Annotated in this window: 16 protein-coding genes and 7 pseudogenes; 10 read left to right on the forward strand and 13 right to left on the reverse strand. The window is 35.7% G+C overall.

Annotated elements, in window-relative coordinates:
- Positions 1-353: 353 nt before the first annotated feature.
- The 5 genes and pseudogenes from J7E81_RS09145 (at position 354) to J7E81_RS09165 (ending at position 5155) form a co-directional block, all read left to right on the forward strand.
- A pseudogene (locus tag J7E81_RS09145) lies at positions 354-1477 on the forward strand (NtaA/DmoA family FMN-dependent monooxygenase).
- Positions 1478-1603: 126 nt separating this feature from the next.
- Positions 1604-3040 (forward strand): annotated as a pseudogene (locus J7E81_RS09150) (DHA2 family efflux MFS transporter permease subunit).
- A gap of 621 nt (positions 3041-3661) precedes the next feature.
- Positions 3662-4099 (forward strand): Dps family protein, encoded by a 438-nt coding sequence (locus tag J7E81_RS09155; protein WP_215041868.1) that lies wholly within the window; start codon positions 3662-3664, stop codon positions 4097-4099.
- Between the two features lie 272 nt (positions 4100-4371).
- Positions 4372-4621 (forward strand): annotated as a pseudogene (locus J7E81_RS09160) (recombinase family protein); the annotation flags it as partial.
- A 135-nt stretch (positions 4622-4756) separates the two neighbouring features.
- Entirely contained in the window at positions 4757-5155 is a 399-nt protein-coding gene (locus J7E81_RS09165) for a helix-turn-helix domain-containing protein (RefSeq protein ID WP_251028551.1), read from the forward strand.
- Positions 5156-6317: 1162 nt separating this feature from the next.
- On the opposite strand, the pseudogene J7E81_RS09170 reads toward J7E81_RS09165, so the two are convergent.
- The 5 genes and pseudogenes from J7E81_RS09170 to J7E81_RS30495 form a co-directional block, all read right to left on the reverse strand.
- Positions 6318-6581 (reverse strand): annotated as a pseudogene (locus J7E81_RS09170) (DinB family protein); the annotation flags it as partial.
- Positions 6582-6660: 79 nt separating this feature from the next.
- The gene (xerS, locus tag J7E81_RS09175) at positions 6661-7773 is read right to left on the reverse strand and encodes a tyrosine recombinase XerS (protein WP_215041847.1); all 1113 of its coding nucleotides are present in this window, start codon (positions 7771-7773) and stop codon (positions 6661-6663) included.
- 105 nt (positions 7774-7878) lie between these two features.
- Positions 7879-8283, reverse strand: coding sequence for a type VII toxin-antitoxin system HepT family RNase toxin (gene hepT / locus J7E81_RS09180; protein WP_215041848.1), 405 nt, complete (start codon positions 8281-8283; stop codon positions 7879-7881).
- On the reverse strand, positions 8273-8680 hold the full coding sequence (gene mntA, locus J7E81_RS09185) for a type VII toxin-antitoxin system MntA family adenylyltransferase antitoxin (protein WP_215041849.1): 408 nt from the start codon (positions 8678-8680) through the stop codon (positions 8273-8275). Before mntA ends, hepT begins: the two co-directional genes overlap by 11 nt.
- Before the next feature lie 237 nt (positions 8681-8917).
- Positions 8918-9104, reverse strand: a pseudogene (locus J7E81_RS30495) (IS110 family RNA-guided transposase); the annotation flags it as partial.
- Between the two features lie 609 nt (positions 9105-9713).
- Here J7E81_RS30495 and J7E81_RS09190 point away from each other — a divergent pair.
- Complete coding sequence (locus J7E81_RS09190; protein ID WP_215041870.1) at positions 9714-9794, forward strand: YjcZ family sporulation protein; 81 nt, start codon at positions 9714-9716, stop codon at positions 9792-9794.
- 403 nt (positions 9795-10197) lie between these two features.
- Here J7E81_RS09190 and J7E81_RS09195 read toward each other — a convergent pair whose 3' ends face one another.
- The 3 genes and pseudogenes from J7E81_RS09195 to J7E81_RS30500 all read right to left on the reverse strand — a co-directional run.
- Positions 10198-10620 carry a CBS domain-containing protein gene (locus J7E81_RS09195; protein ID WP_215041850.1) on the reverse strand — a complete coding sequence of 141 codons (423 nt, stop codon included), beginning with the start codon at positions 10618-10620 and terminating at the stop codon, positions 10198-10200.
- Between the two features lie 1006 nt (positions 10621-11626).
- Positions 11627-12787 carry an AI-2E family transporter gene (locus J7E81_RS09200; RefSeq protein WP_215041851.1) on the reverse strand — a complete coding sequence of 387 codons (1161 nt, stop codon included), beginning with the start codon at positions 12785-12787 and terminating at the stop codon, positions 11627-11629.
- A gap of 412 nt (positions 12788-13199) precedes the next feature.
- A pseudogene (locus tag J7E81_RS30500) lies at positions 13200-13343 on the reverse strand (recombinase family protein); the annotation flags it as partial.
- Between the two features lie 218 nt (positions 13344-13561).
- Between J7E81_RS30500 and J7E81_RS09205 the strand changes: the two are divergent.
- Together J7E81_RS09205 and tnpB are read left to right on the forward strand one after the other, a co-directional pair.
- The gene (locus J7E81_RS09205; RefSeq protein WP_215041852.1) at positions 13562-13756 is read left to right on the forward strand and encodes a hypothetical protein; all 195 of its coding nucleotides are present in this window, start codon (positions 13562-13564) and stop codon (positions 13754-13756) included.
- The gene (tnpB, locus tag J7E81_RS09210; RefSeq protein WP_215041853.1) at positions 13753-14067 is read left to right on the forward strand and encodes an IS66 family insertion sequence element accessory protein TnpB; all 315 of its coding nucleotides are present in this window, start codon (positions 13753-13755) and stop codon (positions 14065-14067) included. The genes J7E81_RS09205 and tnpB overlap by 4 nt, the downstream gene beginning before the upstream one ends.
- An 818-nt stretch (positions 14068-14885) precedes the next feature.
- Here tnpB and J7E81_RS09215 read toward each other — a convergent pair.
- Positions 14886-15104 (reverse strand): hypothetical protein, encoded by a 219-nt coding sequence (locus J7E81_RS09215; protein ID WP_215041854.1) that lies wholly within the window; start codon positions 15102-15104, stop codon positions 14886-14888.
- A 292-nt stretch (positions 15105-15396) separates the two neighbouring features.
- A complete protein-coding gene (locus J7E81_RS09220; protein ID WP_215041855.1) occupies positions 15397-15600 on the reverse strand; it encodes a cold-shock protein in 204 nt (67 codons plus the stop codon).
- A gap of 561 nt (positions 15601-16161) precedes the next feature.
- Here J7E81_RS09220 and J7E81_RS09225 point away from each other — a divergent pair.
- Positions 16162-17002 (forward strand): annotated as a pseudogene (locus J7E81_RS09225) (tyrosine-type recombinase/integrase).
- Between the two features lie 72 nt (positions 17003-17074).
- Here the strand turns inward: J7E81_RS09225 and J7E81_RS09230 are convergent.
- The 3 genes from J7E81_RS09230 to J7E81_RS09240 all read right to left on the reverse strand — a co-directional run bounded on the left by J7E81_RS09230 (position 17075) and on the right by J7E81_RS09240 (position 19540).
- A complete protein-coding gene (locus J7E81_RS09230; RefSeq protein ID WP_215041856.1) occupies positions 17075-17470 on the reverse strand; it encodes a hypothetical protein in 396 nt (131 codons plus the stop codon).
- A gap of 191 nt (positions 17471-17661) precedes the next feature.
- Positions 17662-18222 carry a CBO0543 family protein gene (locus J7E81_RS09235; protein WP_215041857.1) on the reverse strand — a complete coding sequence of 187 codons (561 nt, stop codon included), beginning with the start codon at positions 18220-18222 and terminating at the stop codon, positions 17662-17664.
- A gap of 316 nt (positions 18223-18538) precedes the next feature.
- Complete coding sequence (locus tag J7E81_RS09240; protein WP_215041858.1) at positions 18539-19540, reverse strand: DUF3231 family protein; 1002 nt, start codon at positions 19538-19540, stop codon at positions 18539-18541.
- Between the two features lie 273 nt (positions 19541-19813).
- Here J7E81_RS09240 and J7E81_RS09245 point away from each other — a divergent pair, with 273 nt between their 5' ends.
- Positions 19814-20290, forward strand: a complete 477-nt coding sequence (locus tag J7E81_RS09245) for a hypothetical protein (RefSeq protein WP_215041859.1) — start codon at positions 19814-19816, stop codon at positions 20288-20290.
- Positions 20291-20454 lie beyond the last annotated feature (164 nt).

A 20454-nucleotide genomic window follows, 5' to 3' on the forward strand; every position in this document is an offset into this window, starting at 1 on the left:
TTATATCTTAAAAGGGTCGGAGGTTTGATAATATGACGTCTCCTTAAATTCCGATAATTTGAATTTATTCGTTTAAAATTTTGTTTTTATATTTTGGTATGCGATATGGAATCAAGTAATCATAATTTAAACTGAGTCATATTTCTATATTTTTAGAAATATGGAATTATAAAATGCTGAGCTGTTAAAGGTTTTATGTACTTAACCGCACTAAAAAGTGGAACAGTGGAAGGCCGAAACATGGTCATCATATTCCCTCCTTCCACTGTTAAACAATAATTACTAGGTGGAAAATTTAACCTTACGGGTAATTAACTAACCAAAATAGACAAAAAGAAAGGAAAAAGGTATGAATGGCAGAGAAAAAACGACTTAAAATCGGCGGTATTATAGATGGAGTAGGCTTTAATTACATGGGGTGGCGTCACCCAGATATGCCAGCTAACGCCAGCGAGAGCATTGATTACTATGTACAAAAAGCTAAAAGGTTAGAAGAAGGAAAGTTTGACATGATTTTTTTAGCTGACGTCAGCCATATTGGGCCGAGGATGATTCCTCATTATCTCAGTATGTTTGAAGGTGTAAGTATTCTGTCTGCCTTAAGCATGGTGACTCATTCTATTGGGCTTACTGCAACAATTGCCACTTCCTATGCGGATCCATTCACTGTTGCCCGTCAGATGGCTTCTCTTGATAAAATCAGCAATGGTAGAGCAGGATGGAATGCTGTCACTTCTAATCCAGGAGGATTAGCGAATTATAGTCGAACACACCTTTCCAAAGCAGACTTGTATCCAATGAAAAAAGAATTTTTAGAGATTGTCAAAGGTCTTTGGGACTCCTATGAGGATGACGCTTTTATACGGGATAAAAAAAGCGGCGTATTCTTTGATCCACAAAAAATGCACACTTTAAACTATAGAGGAAACTATTTTTCCGTGGATGGCCCTTTAAATATTAGCCGTTCCAGACAAGGAAGACCGGTAATTTTTCAAGCCGGCACCTCTCCAGATTTCATGAATATTGCCTCGAAGCATGCCGACGGTGTATTTATTGGTTTTGAAGAGTTAGAGGATGCTAAAGCATTCAGTGAAGAGTTAAGAAGAAGAGTAAGGTTAGAAGGACGTTCGCCTAATGATTTCATGATTATGCCTTCACATAATCCAATTGTAGGACGGACAGAAAAAGAAGCAGAAGAAAAATTTCAAGAGCTGCAGTCACTCATGCCTATTTATCGAATACCAAAACCGAAATTTTTTGGTTCGGCAGAAAAAGTAGCAGATCAAATTCAACACTGGTACGAGGCAGGGGCGATGGATGTATTGCTGATAAGACAGGAGCATCCCTCAGGATTTGATGACTTGATTTAGTCGTTCCGATTTTACAGGAAAAGGGGATTTTCCGTACGGAATATGAATCAAACACCTTACGCGGTAATTTGGGTTTACCTCATCCTGAAAATAGATACTCACTTTGAAACAATTTCCGGATATAGCCCATGATGGAGTTGCATACTGCCCTTCATGCTTGAATATTTAAACAGACAAGGATTTGCTAAAAAATAAACGTTTTTAATTAAATTGATTTACAAGGAGATTTATAAATGGAAAATAAATACAATACGCGTGCCATTATGGCAGCGCTGCTTATCTGCAGTTTCTTCGGCTATCTAAGCGAAACTGCCCTCAATATTGCAATGACTAATTTAATGGAAGTATTCCAAATTTCAGCCGCAACTGTACAGTGGTTAACAACCGGGTACATGTTGACTATAGGCATTTTAACGCCAATAAGTGGGTTGTTGTTGCAGATGTTTACTACAAGACAGCTCTTCATAGGTTCGCTCATCAGCTTAATCGTCGGTACATTGATCGCAGCGCTGGCGTTCAATTTCGGAATGTTAATGTTCGGCCGAGTTTTACAGGCAGTAGGTATTAGCACCTTGATCCCACTCTTGTTCAATACAATTCTCGTCATATATCCGCCTGAAAAGCGGGGGGCTGCAATGGGGTTAGTCGGGCTTGTTACCATGTTTGCCCCAGCGACTGGACCGACCATAGGTGGTCTAGTAATCGGATATTTAACATGGCAGTACATCTTCTGGTTATCACTTCCATTTTTGGTTATAGGGTTGTTGATAGGGTTGAGGTATTTGGAAAACGTTACGGCTGTCACAAAGCAACGGATTGATTTACTATCTGTGTTATTGTCAACGATTGGATTCGGAGGAGTTGTTTTTGGCTTTAGTCAGGCGGGCGAAGGATCTGGGGGCTGGGGCAGCCCAGTTGTGATCACTTCAATCATTGTTGGACTCGTCGCGTTGGTGCTGTTCATACTGCGTCAGAACGTTATGAGTAATCCGATGATGAATCTGAGCGTTTTCAAGTATCCGATGTACGTCGTAGGGCTGATTCTAGTAGCTTTATGCCCGATGATTTTTATGTCGATCATGATTATCCTGCCGATGTTTCTACAGACGGGTGCAGGATTGTCTCCGTTCATTGCGGGACTCATGCTTTTGCCGGGCAGTGCGCTTAACGGTCTTCTCTCCCCGCGTATGGGGCACTTGTTCGATAAATATGGGCCAAAATGGCTCGTTATTCCCGGATTCGTGATCGTTTCAGTCATGTTATGGTTCTTTACTACCCTATCTCCTGCTTCTTCAGTGGCCTTTATGGTTGCTTTGCATATAGGGCTCTTTATTGGGATAGGCATGATATTTATGCCTGCTCAAACGAACGGACTAAATCAATTACCGCCAGAATTATATCCGCACGGTACGGCAGTCTTAAACACACTGCCGCAGGTTACAGGTGCGATTTGAGTAGCTGTAGCTGTCAGTATCCTTACGAGAGGGATGGGGAAGTATTTGCACGGCTCCTCCGCTCCGGCCAAACAGGCCGAAATGGCAAACGCCATGACGGCGGGATCACAAAACGTATTCTTGTACATGATTATCATAGCACTGATTGGCTTGGTCACAGCGTTCTTCATTCGCCGTGTCGTAGTCAACCGCAAAGAGGTGCATGCGCAACATTAATGTTTTGTCAGCGAATCCCTTATCGGTGTCTATGAAGAACGTTCACACTAAAATGGAAGGAAAAATTGGGTGCCGGTTGGAATTTTATGAGCTGGTGTCATCCGGATATGCCCATTGTGCCCTTTGTCCGTTGCTAATATATTCGTTACATTGCTTCAAGGATCTATAATTTCCAAGGGTCTATTCATCATACATAATATCTGTTTTATAGAATTATTCATCAAATTTATGGCAAGGTGTTGATATAAAGGGTACAATATAGAAGAATGTTCCTAGATTATTCATAAATTATACTCGAATAGATGGTCAAATTAATTTGACGTGGAATTTAGGGGAAAATAAATTTTAAAGGAGTACGATCTTATTACAGATAAACACCAAATTGATGAGATGATTAATGAAGGACTAGGTGCTGGAAAAATTGATGATACCAAAGATGAAAAGCAGTAGAATATCCATTGTTAAAAAAGAGTACAGAGCCAAAGAAAGATAAAAGGGATTCCATGACCGAATTTAGATGATGTTCAGGAGATGGGTAATATGAAAACGAAAAAAGAACTTAAAAAAGAGGGGCTAACCTCTGATCCAATTGGGAAATATACCATTACAGGAGGAGATAGAATGTCTGTTGAATTGATTCAATCTGTTAACAAACAAGTGGCAGCCTGGACAGTACTTTACACGAAATTACATAATTACCATTGGTATATAAAAGGACCGCATTTCTTTACTCTGCATGCAAAATTTGAAGAGTTGTATAATGAAGCTGCAATGGTTATTGATGAATTTGCAGAACGAATTCTTGCGTTAGAAGGAAAACCTGTTGGAACGTTGAAAGAGTGTTTAGAGCTCTCATATATTGAGGAAGCATCAGGTGGTGAGAATGAAGAAGATATGGTACGAATACTAAGTGGCGACTTAGCGAAAATTGTTGATGAGCTACAAGCAGCTATTACTCTTGCTGAAGAGGCAGATGACGAAGGCACAGCCGACATGCTACTAGGAATTAAAAAAAGTGTAAGTAAGCATTTATGGATGTTCAAAGCATATCTAGGATAAAAAAAGAACCACAAACGAATCAAATTCGTTTGTGGTTCTTTTTTTCCGATAATTAACTTTTATGTTAACTAGAAATATATAAGGTATTCTTTATGGGAAATTAGGCTCTTTTTATGTTCTTAACGTTGTAAATCCGCGTTTACAACGTTAAGCCAGAAACTCTTGTATCAATAGGGTACACCCTATTGATAAGTTTTTGGTTCCTTGATATTATTAGCTTGATAGACTCTCAATAACACCTATCAAAAATACATATTAAAAGAGGCCGAAAAATGATTTATGGATATGCTCGGGTAAGTACACAAGACCAAAACCTTGATACCCAAATTGAACAACTTACAAAATTTGGAGTAGACGAAATTGTTAAGGAGAAAATCAGTGGTGTTTCTAAACAGAAGCAACAATTGGATGAACTCCTTTCCAAAATTGATACTGGCGATACATTAGTTGTGACTCGAATGGATCGTCTTGGACGAAATACGGTTCAGTTACTGCAACTAGTTGAACAACTTCGTGAAAGGAACATTCTGTGGTTTCAAAACAATTTTCTAATTTCAGTATGTTCTAAATTCACATTAAATATTTTACATGCACCCGGACAACGTATGGTTTATAATTTAAGCAACACCACCAAACGGTCAGCAAGGAGGGTTTATTTTGAAGGATAATGTAATGAAAGAAAAAGAGGTAAAATCACGCAACAGAGATAACTTTTTAATCAAGCAACGTGCGTTTATAAAGCTGTATTTACTCTCGTGGATAATCGAGCAGAGGGGACCATACGGCCAAGAGATGTTGGATGATTTTTATAAAACATTTAAACACTTTGATTATAAGCCCAACCATTCTGAAGTTTACAAAGGATTGCACGAACTGCTGGATGATGGAATCATCACAAGGTCTCGGATTATAAAAGAGGGCTCTAAGCGCCAAGAGCTTAAAGTATATGAAATTGCCAATAAGGATGAAGCTAGACGGTATAAGAAGCAAGTCAAAGAAGATTTAGACCGCAGCATAGGCCTTTTAAATAAAGCAGTTAGAGATAATTATGTATAAACTCATATTTTCGCAAAATTAGGCCCTCCATACGATACCTTATCGAAGCTCAAGTCGATAATAGTCCAAATGAAGTCATAGTTACAGGCAACAGAGAAACGTTTTTACATCGTTATTAAAGAAGTAATATCAATGGCATGAAGGCCCCAAGTACGCACAGTCCAAGAAAAAAATTGATGGATTTGTTGCTTTTTTAGTTGCTCATTAAATATTGAGTTAGTAAGTCCGCAGGGCACTTTAATGATGAAGATATTAAATTCTCTAATTAATCATCTATTGAAACTGGAAAAGCACTTTAATGCATATAAATCCCACCTAGACCAATAATTGGAATAATTTGACCTCGCTGTAAAACAACTCGAATTTGCTGGGAAACTAGGTGAGTCAGGACATTTAAGTGGATTCTCTCAGGGGATCTCTCTATTACGTCATTCGGGATACAAAAATGATATTTAAAGAATCATTAATAGGAGCTTTTTTCTAATTAAAATTATTTTATTTAAAGGTTGTCCAATCCCTTTCGATATATCGGCATAGTATGTAATATTACAAACACTAAGAAGGGATGAAGATGAATTTGTTAAATAGGTTTTTTAAAATAGGAGTGGGTTCTAATTTTGTTGTATTTCTTGCTATGATGCTTCTCCCTGTTTTTATTGTTACTGATCAATTAGATGTATTTGAGAGAATCATTTCCTATATTTCAGAAAAATAAAGCTGCCTACTAATGGGCAACTTTTTGTTTTATAATCATTTGTATTTGATTTTGGCTTTTTATCTTATTCCACAAACCATTAGTTTAGTCGAATAAGCACGATAAAAAAGAGGAAGACTTTTAATTAAACGTCTTTTTAAACAACCATCGCAGTTTTTTGTATAATGCATAGAATTAGTTCCCAATTGAATGAACATCAGGTTCTTAGACGAGTAAACATTAATATAGGCTATCAACCTAAAATTTTCGTATTATGTTAAGAAGAGAGGCTTTTCACCAATCTAATCAAACGTTTAATTAAATGACAAAAAATTTGCTCACTATCCGTATAAAATCCTTACGTAGCAGGCTCTATGGCAAAACTAATCAAACGATTAATTAGATTTTTTGAAATTTATTTTGTTGGGATTTGTCGGGTTCTTCGCTAAATTAATAATAATAAAATACCTTTTCAGATTGTCCGTTAATGTCCGAATAACGATCAAATGGAGGAAAGGGTTCACCTTCGCCTTCCTTAAGAAAAATTTTTAACCTTGGCATCCAATTATTTTTCTCTCTCTCAATGAGGTGCTCAATCACTTCAGTGACATTCCATGTTCCTTCACCCTCATTACAGAGCAACCATCCTTCAGATAAATCTGATAAAAAATACTCTATTGATTGTGGTGTTCGCTCAAGAACCTCTGTAGCTTCTTTCATATAAAAATGCATATTTTAGCTCCTCTCTGTGAATAATTGTTTTATTTGAAAGGGCTCCTCCGACCAACCGTTTAGGAAACTGTGGGTTAGGTTATTGTTTCTCTCTTCGTTTATCTAGAGCTTCCGCAGCAAGTCTCGCTTTTTCTCTCGTGGTATTAATGTAAAGCAAAGAAATATCCGATGACGTATGCCCAAGTTGAGACATAATCAAAGGAATATCACCATTGGTTTGTTCTGCGAGGTTGGTAGCGTAAGTATGTCTTAGTTTATGAGGTGACATCCTTTTGTCAAAGGCTTTAGTATATTTGTAAACAATGTCCTCAATGGCTCGATTAGTTAGGGGTTTAGGTTCATTATTGTATAACTTTACATATACAAACTCATTTTCCCCGTTTCTAGCCTTATATCTTCCATTTCTGATGGAAAGATAGTTTTTTAGGTCCTGAATGCTAGAAGGAGTGACTGATACCGTATCTTTTTTATTTCCTTTCCGTATAACACTGATCTCTTTGGAAGAAAAATCAATATCTTTAATTCTTAAATTTGATAATTCATTTACCCGAATTCCAGTTCCTAAAAAAAGAGAGAGGATACTAATATTTCGTTCTCGATCACGTTTAAAATACTTAAGTTGAGAAGGGGAGAGGGAACTCTCATATTCACCCTTAATATAATCAAGGAATTCTAGATCCTTATCACCAATAAAAATCTTATCTGATAGTTGTTTCGCTCGCTCATTAAACGTCTGTTTTACTTTGGTTACTTCAATTTTCTGCATAACATTCCTGTGGAAATAGGGTTCATTATTTGCTACTTCCGCTTCAATTGTCAGGTATTTAAACAAGGAGCGGAGGGAGGACTTATGACGGTTTACTGTCTTAGCATCGACTTGTTTCGTTTCATCATCAGTTTGTGATACTTTATATTTTTTCCTCGATAAAAACTTAAAATAATTTCTAGCTTCATCCAAAGAAAGAGTTGCTAGTGTATCTGTTGGGATATCCTTAATTTGATCACACTTAACAATCCCTTCGGTTATTAACCAACGAAAGAAATCACGAAAATCTCTAACGTAATTAAAGAGCGTAAGGGGGGAGCGGATGTCTTGTTTAGCATCCACGTATTCCACCACGTAATTAGGCATTTCTTTAAGCAAGATTTCTAATTGGTTTTCGTATTGTTCATGTTGTTTGGAAATTGCCATGCAAAACACCTCTGTAAAATATATTATACTTTCATTATAGAATGAATGTTCGTATAATACAATTTTTACGAATAATAGTTTACATAATTTTATTATGGTTACTCACTAATATAAAATTATGGTTTTAGTGAACTGCATAAAGTCAACTAAGTGAACTTCAAGTATCTTTTGTAAAATCGTTAAGTTAATTTCTTGATAATCATGAACGGCTATATTTCGAAAGCCTATCATGGCCCTCATCTTCTTAGAGAGTGAAGGGGGTATAATACCGTGTTCTTCTATTAATGAAAAGGCATCACGGCTATTTTGGGGAAGCCCAAATTTTTTCTCTGCTACAATATGCATTGCAAGATCAATACTAGCTTCACATGCTCTCTGAAGGTTAAGAATAATAGAATCTTGTTTTGTGTAATTTTGTAAATTACTTGGATTATTATCGTACTCTTCATGAATTCGCTTAATGCAGCGTTCAATAATACTTACCTTGTTCAATATAATATCATTTTTCATACACAGACCCGCTTTCATCAATTCTTTTCAATACAGGAAAACGCTCTTCGTTCAGTTTTGTATACATTTTCAGGGTTTTTAGTTCAAATTGTTGTCTTTTTTGATCATCTATACAGTAGATCACCTTTCCAGTATGTATAATCTGTGCCTGGAACACCGTACTTGCTTGATTTAGGTCTATTAGATCAACATCTCGACCAAGCCTTGCTGCTAGTTCTTGAGATAACATAAATATTTCATACTTATCTAAGACCTTATTATCACTAAGATATGCAATATCAATATCACTTTCATTATGGAATGTTCCTTTGACCCTTGATCCGAATAAAACGATTAAGAAGGGGGAGAGGTTCTCATTCAATACATCTAAAATAATTTGTTCCAAATTTGTACTCAATGTCCAAAAACCTCCATAATTTTTCTTTTATTATAACAGATGTTCCTGTAATTATTCAACTATTCGTAAAATTTATATTATACGAATAGTATATATTATAAGTTACCTTCCCTCCAAGTACTAAATTCGCAAACATATCTTACAAAACGTGCAAGAATATATATTGTTTATTAAACTCTAGAGTGCGATAATGGCTATTTTTTCTCACTCTTATTACATAGCTATTTATTTCATTATTAAATCTTGAATCCAGTTTAATAGATTAGCGAATCCCTCTTCATTATTTCCAAATGAAATAGTCTCACCAACTACAATTCCACGAAAGTTAACTGCTCGTGCAAAGTGAAATTTTTGAGCAATATCCACACCAACAATTAGATGTATCGGAAATTCTTTCTATTAGTTGATTTTGTATTTCTTGCATTTTAAAATTTAAAGAAGGGCTTCCTACTTAAGACTCTGAGTTAGATTGGACTCTATACTCGTATCTTACTGAGGGGCTCTATTTTTTTAAAAGCTGATATTTAACGGATCTACAGGAATGCTAAACTGCCCGTTTTTTTCAATCCCTTCGCATTTACTACACAATTTATCCGTATTGCGAATTAACCTTTATAATTAAATTTTTTGTTTATCAAACCCTTTCAAGGGTAATTAAAATGATTCATAATTATTACATATCATTGAGAAAAGGAGCGTAACATGATTCCAATTGAATTAATTTGCAGTGAACTTAAACGATTAACAGACGATTATTATAAATGTGACAACATTGAAATCAGAAAACTAATACAAAATGATATGAAACTTTTAAGTTATGCCCTTTTTGTTTCAGATCTCCCTGATGAAATAGATACCTAAGTTTTTTATGTCGCAATATGGTTCGTTAATATCCATATTAATACGGATAAATAAGGACAACATATTCGAAATGTACAGCAATTTATTTTTTATATTTCCATGCTCGTCCATTTCGATATAAATAGTATTGTCATATACTGTATTACTTCTTTTATAAAGGAGGTGATACAATATGAATCAATTTTCTTTAATCGTAGTGCTTTTCATCCTTTTAATCATTGTGGGAGTATCCTTCATGCGTGGAGGATACTAATAATTCCTAGGTGATCAGTGACATTTAGAGGGATTCTAAAACTTATTTAGACCCCTCTTTTATTATCTTTTTTATGTCTATAAATGATACGCTAAGTATGTACAGAAATGATTGTTTAAGGATGTACAGATTAGATCACAAGAGACTGTTCATATTAAATAATCGCACCCGTTACTATAAATACAAATTTTCATAATCTTTATTCTAATAAAAACAAGGCCTTTTCCAATTTTACTCTTTAGGTTCAATTTAGTTTTAAAATAAATTGCTCAAAAAATCATGTGGAATATTTAGTAAGTACATTAACTACAAAGGAAACAATACCTATACTCGTATAATATTAATAAAAAAGGAATAAACCCGTTTCCCGGATTATTCCTTTTTTATTAATATGGAAATTTTCTTATTGAAGCCTTTGAGATATTTGACTTAAAGCATCCCCTGCTTCATTGATATGAATATCAACTATTGCCAGGTCACCGATAGCACAAATTCCAACCATTTCACCATTTTGTACCACAGGAATACGACGGATTCGATTGTCAGCCATGATACGGGCACATTCATGTGCATCTGTATCCGGAGAACAGGTAATAACATCCGAAGTCATGCAATCATGGCAATGGATTGAACTACAGTCTTTTTCATCAGCCACACAGTTGATGACAATATCACGGTCTGTAATCATACCCACAACTTTTTTCCCTTCACAAACCGGTACGGATCCACAATTAATATCACGCATAATTTTTGCTGCGGCTGTCACTGGCTCATCCGGTGTACATACCTTTACATCTTTTGACATTATATCTTGTACTTTTGTCATTTTCCTTCCTCCCTAATTGGTTAAAATCATTTACTAATTAGAAATTACTCTATTGGGGGGACAGCAATGAAAAATAAACATAACAATATTAGATTAACCGCAGTTGATGAGGTAACAGTCTTATCCTTAAAACTGATATTATACGAATAGTATTTGGTGTAAGGGTACTCTTTTAGAATAGGTCCCAACTTCCTTTCAGATCCTCCATCCTGCTCTGTAGAACTTTTTTTGGTGAGCAAATTTTATATAACCCTTACACGATTTTATAAGCTACTGTTTTTGGCAATTAAATAATGCTGTATATGGAAGTATGTTTCATGAATGTTAAAAAAGCCTAAATATACAAGTAATGCATAGAAACTTGCATATTTTAGCCACTCTCTACAAATGCACTTTAAAATTTTTATTCAAAGGTAATTAGGACAATTCGGGATTATGTGATACACTGTGTTTACCATTTGATTTACTTGTTTACATGTGCCCTACTAATTCGTGAGTAGGGCTACTTGTTTTAAAAGAAGAAATAAAAAAGACCGCAAAAAGCAGTCTTCTTCATACAGATAGGTAAGGCTTTGAAGTTATCGCTACCTTTTTTTCGGGTAGAAGGGCAACCTCTCAGTCACCGTCCCCCCTAAGAACCGTACATGTTAGTTTCCTAACATACGGCTCAAGCATGCCTTTGTCCAAGCTTTGGCTAGATTAGTCCTGACAGTTTCTTGCCCTTGATATATCTCTTGACGATTCTAATGATAATGTCTGAATTGGGTTTTACTTTCCGATTTGTAGCCCAATGACGGAGATGATCCACTGGGGGTTGACCGGCATGCAGCTATGACAAAAACGGAAATCGGTTCGTCAAAAGAGCAAATAACAAGAAAGCAATCTCTTCAACCCTCCCGCCTCCCAAAAGGAAGTCGGGAGGGCGTTATTTGTATTTCGGGACATTTCCACGGTCCGCGGGGAAACTGTCCATTATACGGAATGCCGTTCAGGCACACCTCGTGTGCTAACGAACTTCTTTTTCTTGTTGCTCCGAAGGTCTATAAAGACCAGATCGTCTTTTAAACCATTGGAATAAATGAGTAACAATCACTTTCAGGACCGCATAGCCTGGAACCGCCAGGATAATTCCTACCAATCCAAACAGATTACCCGCCGTCAAAATAATGAAAATGATCGTGATTGGGTGAATATGAAGCGACTTCCCCATAATTTGCGGAGAAATAAACTTGCCTTCGATCAATTGGACGATCGTCCATACGATAATCATCTTAAACAGCATAGCTGGCGAGGTAACGGTTGCCACAATCAATGCCGGAGTAATGGCTATCGCCGGCCCCAAATATGGAACAATGCTTGTGAAAGCTGCTGCGATTGCAAGAACCAAAGAATATTTCAGGCCAATGATCAAATAGCCTATATATAACAAAAGTCCGATGCAAAAACTAACGATGACTTGTCCCCGGATATAAGAACTGATTTGATGATTCATTTCCTCCATCACCTCGAAGGATTGGGGACGAAGATTGATCGGAATGAGATTCAGAATGTAATGTGGCAGCCTTCTGCCATCTAACAACAAGTAGAACAAAATGAATGGGACGACGACAATGGCTAGAACCGTTTCCGTTATAGCTCCTACTACGCTCCTCCAGCTACTCCCCAACCGATTAATAAACGAAGTCAGTTGGCCTATAACCGTATTTGTCCAATCCGTGGAGCTATATCCGGTCGTATACTGAAACCGGTTAAAAAAAGCGCCTCCGATTAGTTTTTTAAACCGAAGCTTGGCCTCTTCACTGTAGGTCGGAAAATTATTGATGAAATCCATGACTTGAATACGTATAACCGGAATGACAGCTAAAATTAGAAGCGTAATGATTGCGATGATCAACAAATAAAGAATGATAATGGAATAGACACGCTTAATTCTCCACTTTTCAAGCAGATTGACAATCGGATTCGTTAAATAATACATAACCCCCGTTAAAATCAACGGTAGCAATATCGTCTGAACCAGAACGATAAAAGGCTCGAATACAAAAGAAATCAAGTTAAAGACCCAAATGTTCAAACCAATCAGCAGTAAGATCAACAGAAACAAAACAAATTTGTTATTCAAAAAGAACTTCTTAAATCTTTCTACCCCGGTCTCGAGAGTTGACATGTGATCTCCTCCAATCCTTATCCTATATTGTCGGTGGACAAACTTTACACCGTACAGTAACCTTGCCAAGATTTTTGTTGTTCCCCAAGCACGATCTCCTTGCATCGAAAGCAGGGATTTCTGGAAATTAAGCATAAAATAAAAAAACCACGGATAATTATGGTTTGTCGTGCATAAATAATGTTCGGATTAATCAAAACAGATTCTCATGGATTCTGTCAATGATTTTGTGTAACCGCCTGAATGACAAATCTTAACTGATATGTATAACACTTCATCCTTACTGAAATAGGTGCTATTCGACTAAAAGAGACCCTTCAAGACGTTACTCTATCATTAGACTCTTTGATATAATCCTTCAGTCTGTAAAGAACTGTCTAACCTTTATCTGAGTAATGTGACCATCCTCAATTTAAATTAGAAAACGCGCGTCCGTACGACTCATCCCTTGATCTAGAAGATATAAGGCATAATCAACCTTTTCCTCATCGGTTTTTGGTCTTCCAGGATGTTTACCTTGTTTCCTTGCAGCCTGAATCCCTTCCTTTGTCCGCTGATGCAGGGGACTTGAGCGATGTCTACTTTGCCTCTTGTTGCACGAACGCTGGTACTCCCCCTATATAGTATGATTTTTGACCGTATTCTTCGTAAATAACGAAACAAAAACAGCCTATTTTCTAACTTTGTTTGTAAGCCCCCAATCAAACAACGCATATAAATAAGCACGCCTCCTGGCACTATGAAAGTATCAATTTTAAGGGAGGTGCTTTTCATATGCCGCTACAAAAACTTACAATTGTCCCCGTTACATTACATTCCGAAAACAAAGTTTCAAATATATCCACTTCATCAACAACCTCAGCTAATAACGTTTGCACGATCAAAACGGCTAACGTAGAAATCTCTTTCTCCAACTGCGTGGATGAGCACATCATCCAAACGGTTATGAGGGAGCTGAAACATCTGTGAAATACGACTATACAAGTGTGAAAAATATTTACATCATTTGTGGAAAGACCGATATGCGAAAAGGCATTGATGGTCTGGCAACACTGATTCAAGATTCTTTCGAACTTGATCCATATGGTGATTCTATTTTCTTATTTTCAGGATGGAGTAAGGATCGCAATAAATGTTTATATTTCGACGGTGATGGCTTCGCCATGCTTTATAAACGTTTGGATAACGGCAAACTCCATTGGCCAAAAGATGAAAATGAAGTACGAAATCTTTCACAACATGAGCTTCGTTGGCTGGTTATTTGGCATGCCTATTTTTAGTATATCATGAAACTTTTTTGGTTTTTATTGATAAATGTTGACAAACTATTAGCTGGTTTAGTTTAAGTGCAATTCTTCACATATTTTTACTATATGTGTATCATAATAAAAGGATGGAACCATTACGATCCCACCCGATTCTTTCATTTTCTATTTCCATTCCACGAATGACAGAATCCGAAGGAGTCCGGCTTTAGTTAAATGCCTATATTTTACACAACACTTGATAGGCTCGGATAAAAAACTCCATTACCCCAGCAGGTTTGCCATCAAGAACTCAGCAGCAGCCCAAATTCACCTTTTCTGAGGCCCGTTAAAAGTACATCATCAAATTGGTAATTAATAACCTTTACCCATGATTGACTGCGTTTTCCGACCTCATATCGGGAATCCTTACGCTTTGGTGTATTTGGCAATTAAAAAATGTCGCCAATGGCAGTATGTTTTTTGAATGGAAAATAAGGCTTAATATACAAGTTATGCATAGAATCTTGTATATTAAGCTTTATTTAAATAAATATGTTTGTTACATTAATGCACCCATTACTTTAAGTACATTAATTCAAAATTGTAGGTCCAAACCTCTTCATAAGCACTATATAGTTAAATAATACTCTTCTATGCCTAATTTCTTTAATCTGATAAATTCACTTCACTTTGTTATAAGTCTTAGTAACAAAAGACATTAATATCGCTGTATAAATTGTTGTTAGAACTAATTCAACTATTGCACTAAATTATATTATATTTACTTTTTTGATGAACTTAAAATTCAAATAACCACCTCAATCTTACCATTAGCCGAAAAAGAAAAATCACTAATTACTTCTAGTATTAGATTTAATTTTCTTGATAATCAACATTGTCTGTCCAAGACTTATTATAAAAATAATAATAGCCACACTCAATTGAATATTCTTGGTTGTTTTAGCTTCTTTCTTAATTATATATGACTGGTATTGAGATACTACAATAGCAAGAATTGCCTGTACTACACTGCCTATAAGGTAAAGTTTTTTTATACTAATATTAATCATAACACGAACACCTTTCTATTAATACTTTCATTAGTAGGATTCCTATGTAGATAACCTGATATGCAAAGTTTTACAGATAAGTCTAACCCTAATCAAATTAAACTGCCTAGTTAGTGGTACAAAAAAAAAAAGAGCCGCAGTTAAGACTCTTTGTTTCGCTCAAGCACCCGATACTTTAAATGCAATTCATAACCATCTTTATTCCCCTACTCCTTTACGAGTGGGGGTTCTTTGTTTCACACAAAAAAAAGCAGACTCCCATAAAAGAGCCTGCCTTCCCTGTTTTGTAAAATTAAGCAGCTTTACGCACGTTAGCTGCTTGAGCTCCACGTTGACCTTGCTCAACGTCAAAAGTAACTGCTTGACCTTCGTCTAAAGATTTAAAACCTTCGCCTTGGATCGCTGAGAAATGAACGAAAACGTCTTCTCCACCTTCATGTTCGATGAAACCGAAACCTTTTTCTGCGTTAAACCATTTTACTTTACCTTGTTCCAATTTGTTTCCTCCTGCTGTGTGCTTTGCACACAATGTGTTACTATCCTTGCACTCAGTGATCATCAAGACGAATAGTTAATCTTATATTATCCTTTACACCGAACAAAAATAATTCTTCTAAAGTTTAACATTTTTGAAAAGTATTTGCAAGAACATTATCTTTAATTTTCTTTTAAAATCGGTAGCTTAATAATGGATCCCTCAGCACTTTTTAGTCTGATGTTTATTTTGATAACATTAAATATTTTTTCTAACGCCGATTAATCCTTAAGCTATATTGTTTCAAACATAGTTAATTACAGAGGAAAAAAAGGCAAACAATGAGGACGGTAGCTACTATAATCCTCCTTGCATTATTTTCACAATCCTTACTTTTTCTGTGAGGACATTGAAGTTTTTTTTCGTTTACCATTTCCCGCTTTCCCCCAAAATCCCCTATTCCCTCTATAGTTTTTCCTTGATTTCTCTTGTATCTTTATTTTAGGCTTAGAACCGCTGTTTCAATTTCGTGAAACAGGTCAATAATTCCTGAAAAAAGAAATTTTTTGGGGAGAGATGAACTTGTTATTATCTCAAGCATGGGAAACGTATGAATCTGATAAACGTATTGAAGGCTTTTCGCCGCAAACATTAAAAGCATATAAACTACAGTCCGGCTTACTTATACGCTTTTTTAATGATGTTCAACTTGATACGATTACTACGGATCAATTAAAAGCTTATTTAGCAAAATCAAGTGAAAGCCTTAAGCCTGCAAGTTTGGCTCATCGAATTCGTTTTATGAAATCCTTATTTCGATGGTCTCATGAAGAAGGGCATATTCCCAAAAATCCAGCAACTAAAATAAAAGAACCTAAAACCGGAAAACGAATTCCTAAATTTTTGACTGAAATGGAAATTGAACATTTACGGGAAGCCTGTTGTTCCCCAATGGAAAAGGCTCTGTTTGAATTCATGTTCTCCACTGGATGCCGAATAGGAGAAGTTGTTACCTTAGATAGGGGTAGAATTAATTGGTCGAACCGGTCAGCTGTTATAAGAGGTAAAGGCGATAAGGAACGTGAGGTCTATTTTAATATTCGCTGTGAAATTTGGTTAAAACGATACCTGGATAAATCGTGTAGATAGGGATCCTGCTATCTTTGTCACGGAACGGGATCCTCATCGAATGAGCATTGTCACGATAAGATACATAATTAAGCGGATTTCCAACCGTGCTGGCATTAACAAAGACATTCATCCACACCAACTCAGGCACAGCTATGCAACCCATTTATTGAATAATGGAGCACCTCTCGATGTTATTCAAAGCTTATTAGGTCATGAAAAAAGTGAAACTACCCGGATTTATGCCCAATTAAGCGGAAGCATCAGACAGGAATGTTATAGGAAGTATTTTTAGCAATAAAAAAGAAATGTAGTCGAGATGCGTTGCTTTTTTCACTCTTGCACCCTTTAGTTCAACAAGATTTGTTTAGTCCACTTGTCTGCATTGTAAACGGCTTTCATTTTCAGAAATACCTTTTTGGATTGTAATTTTATTTATTTTAACACCACTTTCTGGAGTATCGGTCAGCGTAATATGAATTCTATCATAGGGAATATCACCATGATTTGCAGCATAATTTAACGCACTTGCGTGAACGATATGTCTTCTTTTATACCCATTTATTCTTTCAATATTGATTCGTGGACACATTATAAAATCTGAGTAGGTTTTATCAAGGTAGGAATAGTATCTGGTATATAAGGTTTCTTCAAGCAGTTCTTCTTGGGTTGGTCCACCTTCGAGATTTATATTAGCCCTTGCATTTGAATATGAAGAAATCAATCCGACAAACAGCAGAGATATTATCATTAACGTTCTCATAAAAAATAAGTTCACCTCTAGCCTTAAATATTTGTAGGTATTTTCCCCATAATTTTTTACTCGATACTTATTTAACTAACCTGCCCGTTATTGGAACAACAAAAAAGGCTCTACTCCTTATTGAAGTAAAGGTACCCGTTATTTTAAGTGAAATCATTCACAAACTGAGTTGTTGAAATATTGTTTAGTTATTACAAAGGTTCAAATGATTTTGCCATACTAATTCGATAAGCTATTAAATAGATAATAATGTAAATTGGAAAGGAATAAAAAACACTCCATTTTACAGTTGTATAAAATCCAATCCATTCAAATAAAGGTTCACCTATAAAGGAAGTTAATGCGGAATAAATAACAGCTTTAAAAAAGGGATTTAGAGTTGGTTTAAATTGTAGCCAAAGCATAAGAGTTACAGGAATTAAAGTAAAATCCCAAGGTGAAAACGTTGGAATGGTAGGCAATACTCTCCCAGAATAATGCCAGAGCCCAAAAATAAGTCCCAAAAAATCAAGCCAAGAAGCTACACTTAATCCAAAACTTCCAGCTAAAAGCAATCTTGCCTCACTTCCACGCTTTCGCAGTATTATCCAAACAAGCCAAGGAATGATTGATAATGCTACTGCAAGCCAAAATTCCCAGTGCCATAACGTATGTTCTTTCCAATAGTTTACATAATCCACTTCTACTTGATGAATTCTTTGAAAAAACTTATCAGAACTTATAATTTCTTCTTTTCTAATCAATGGTTTCATTTTTTAATCCACCTAAAAAAAATATATAACCCAGTATTCCCCATCCTTGTTTAACTATCCTGCCAGTTACTTGAATAAGAAAAGCGATCCTTCGTTATTGAAGCATCGCACCCGTTACTTTAAGTACAACACTTCACAATCTGCTTCGTTAATCAAACCAAAATAGGGCGATGCCTTGTCAAAGCATCGCACCCTTTAGTTGAAGAAGAAACTTAGATGTTATTTGCAATACGCACTACCTAATGCTTGTTCTTATAACTATTTGCATGAAGGTCATGAGCAATTCGTGACTTTTCCATAACTTTTTATTTTTTAATTATTTTTTTCGTTCTATCATTTGAGGCGGTTCTTCCATCCATCCGTTATTAATCATAATCTTTGCACCTTCATGGGCATATTCGAAAATATCTTTCGTGAAAATAGTATTTTTTGCTGCCAAGTCGTTCCGTAAACTAAATGCAGTACCAACGGCATTGCCTCCCATAGAAAAACTACAAAAAAGGCTGGTACAATACATCATGAGCTTATCGGAAAACGGAGGAACTGTTGAACGCGTTGCATTTCCGCCCGAGGGAGCAGGTATTTGGATACCATCTTCGAGAAATGTTTCACTCATCTCTTTAATAATACTTTTGGAGAGTTCTGCTCCTTTTGTAAAAAAATTTTTCACTTCTGTTTTATCAGCACATTGAGCAAAACCAGTAATCATTTGTAACCCAATAACATTTGACTCAATACCATGAAAAATATAAGCAACTTCAACTGCATTTAATGTTCGCTTTTTACCAATTTTACTAAATGGATTCATTCCAGCCAAATAGTCTTTATCTTTTACAAACTCTACCGAGTTGGGCATAGAAACATAAGGAGCCCGAGCCAACATCCCTTTTTCGAGTAAATATTGTGTGCAAGAATTATAAAATGATTGGGTAATGGCGGTAAGTTCTTTGAAAAGAATTACAATATCTTCACGATATGCCATGTTTATATTTAGCGTATGCAACCCCATACTAATTTCTTTTAGTAACCGTACAAACATGATGTCAAAACCATTTTCATATAGCTTAGGCACATCTTTGTTAACATCTTCAGAAGTAAACCCAACTGGGATTGCAGCCCCTTCACTTTTGAAAATACTTTTTATTTTGCCAACATAAATGTCTATTTCTTTGTATAAATCAGTCATGATTTTTTTGGCTTTTTCGTCGTCAGCTTTTTCAATAAAGTATTCTAGCATTCGCAAAATCATCGTTTTCTCTTGGTATGTAATCCATAGCACTCCAAGTTCGGATGATGTTATTGCGGGTTTCTCAGGCATACTGTATTCCTCCTATATTTTTTCCTCTTTATTTTGCTCTACAATTGATACAATATCCTAAAAAATTCACATACTTTACCTCGTTAATTGAATTATAGAAAATAAAATTTTTACCTTTAGCTAGAATATTTCAATGCTGTAATAAGGAAAATAAATTTGTCTGAAAAATTCGATGAAGAAAATTGGAGGAAATTTAAATAGAGGGATGAAAGAACTACCCCATCTCCAAATAGATACGAATTAGTAAAAGAAAAGTGATAGAAGTGAATATCAATGATAACAAAAGATGAGCTTGAAAAAATCCTTTGGAGTATTGCTTTACCTGGTTTTGCTCAAATTCTGAACAAGAAATTTTTCAAGGGATTACTTTTAATTGGATTAGAAATATTGATTAATGTCCAATCCAACTTTAATGATGTAATTATTCTGAGTTTTCATGGGGAAATTGAAAGATCCATTGGACAAACGAATTACCAATGGTTGATGTTTTATCCTTGTCTTTATTTTTTTGCGATTTGGGATGCTTATAGTGATGCAAACGGTAAAAAAGCATCCTTAGCGTTTCTTCCGTTTGTGTTTTCCGCCTATTTAGTTACAGTAGGGCTTATTTACTCAGCAACATTTAAAGTAAACGGAATGTTACTCGGACCTATTTGGTTACCAATGTTGTCATTACCCATCGGAATACTGATTGGATTTTTTTTGAGATATATGCTTTTAAAATTTATATATCGTGCCGAGGAAACTTAGGTACACTAGCTCAAAGAAATTAGTGATTCTTCAATAAACATAAACGCCAAAGGGTTCAATTGGCGTTTATTTTTTATTGAACTAACCTCCCTCAATAAAAGAAGCGAAAACACCGATTTACTCATGTTTTCTTAGAATCTCATAGTTGTTTACCTATCGGTAAA

The sequence above is a fragment of the Bacillus sp. ISL-18 genome, from assembly GCF_018613415.1.
Taxonomy (GTDB): Bacteria; Bacillota; Bacilli; order Bacillales; family Cytobacillaceae; genus Neobacillus.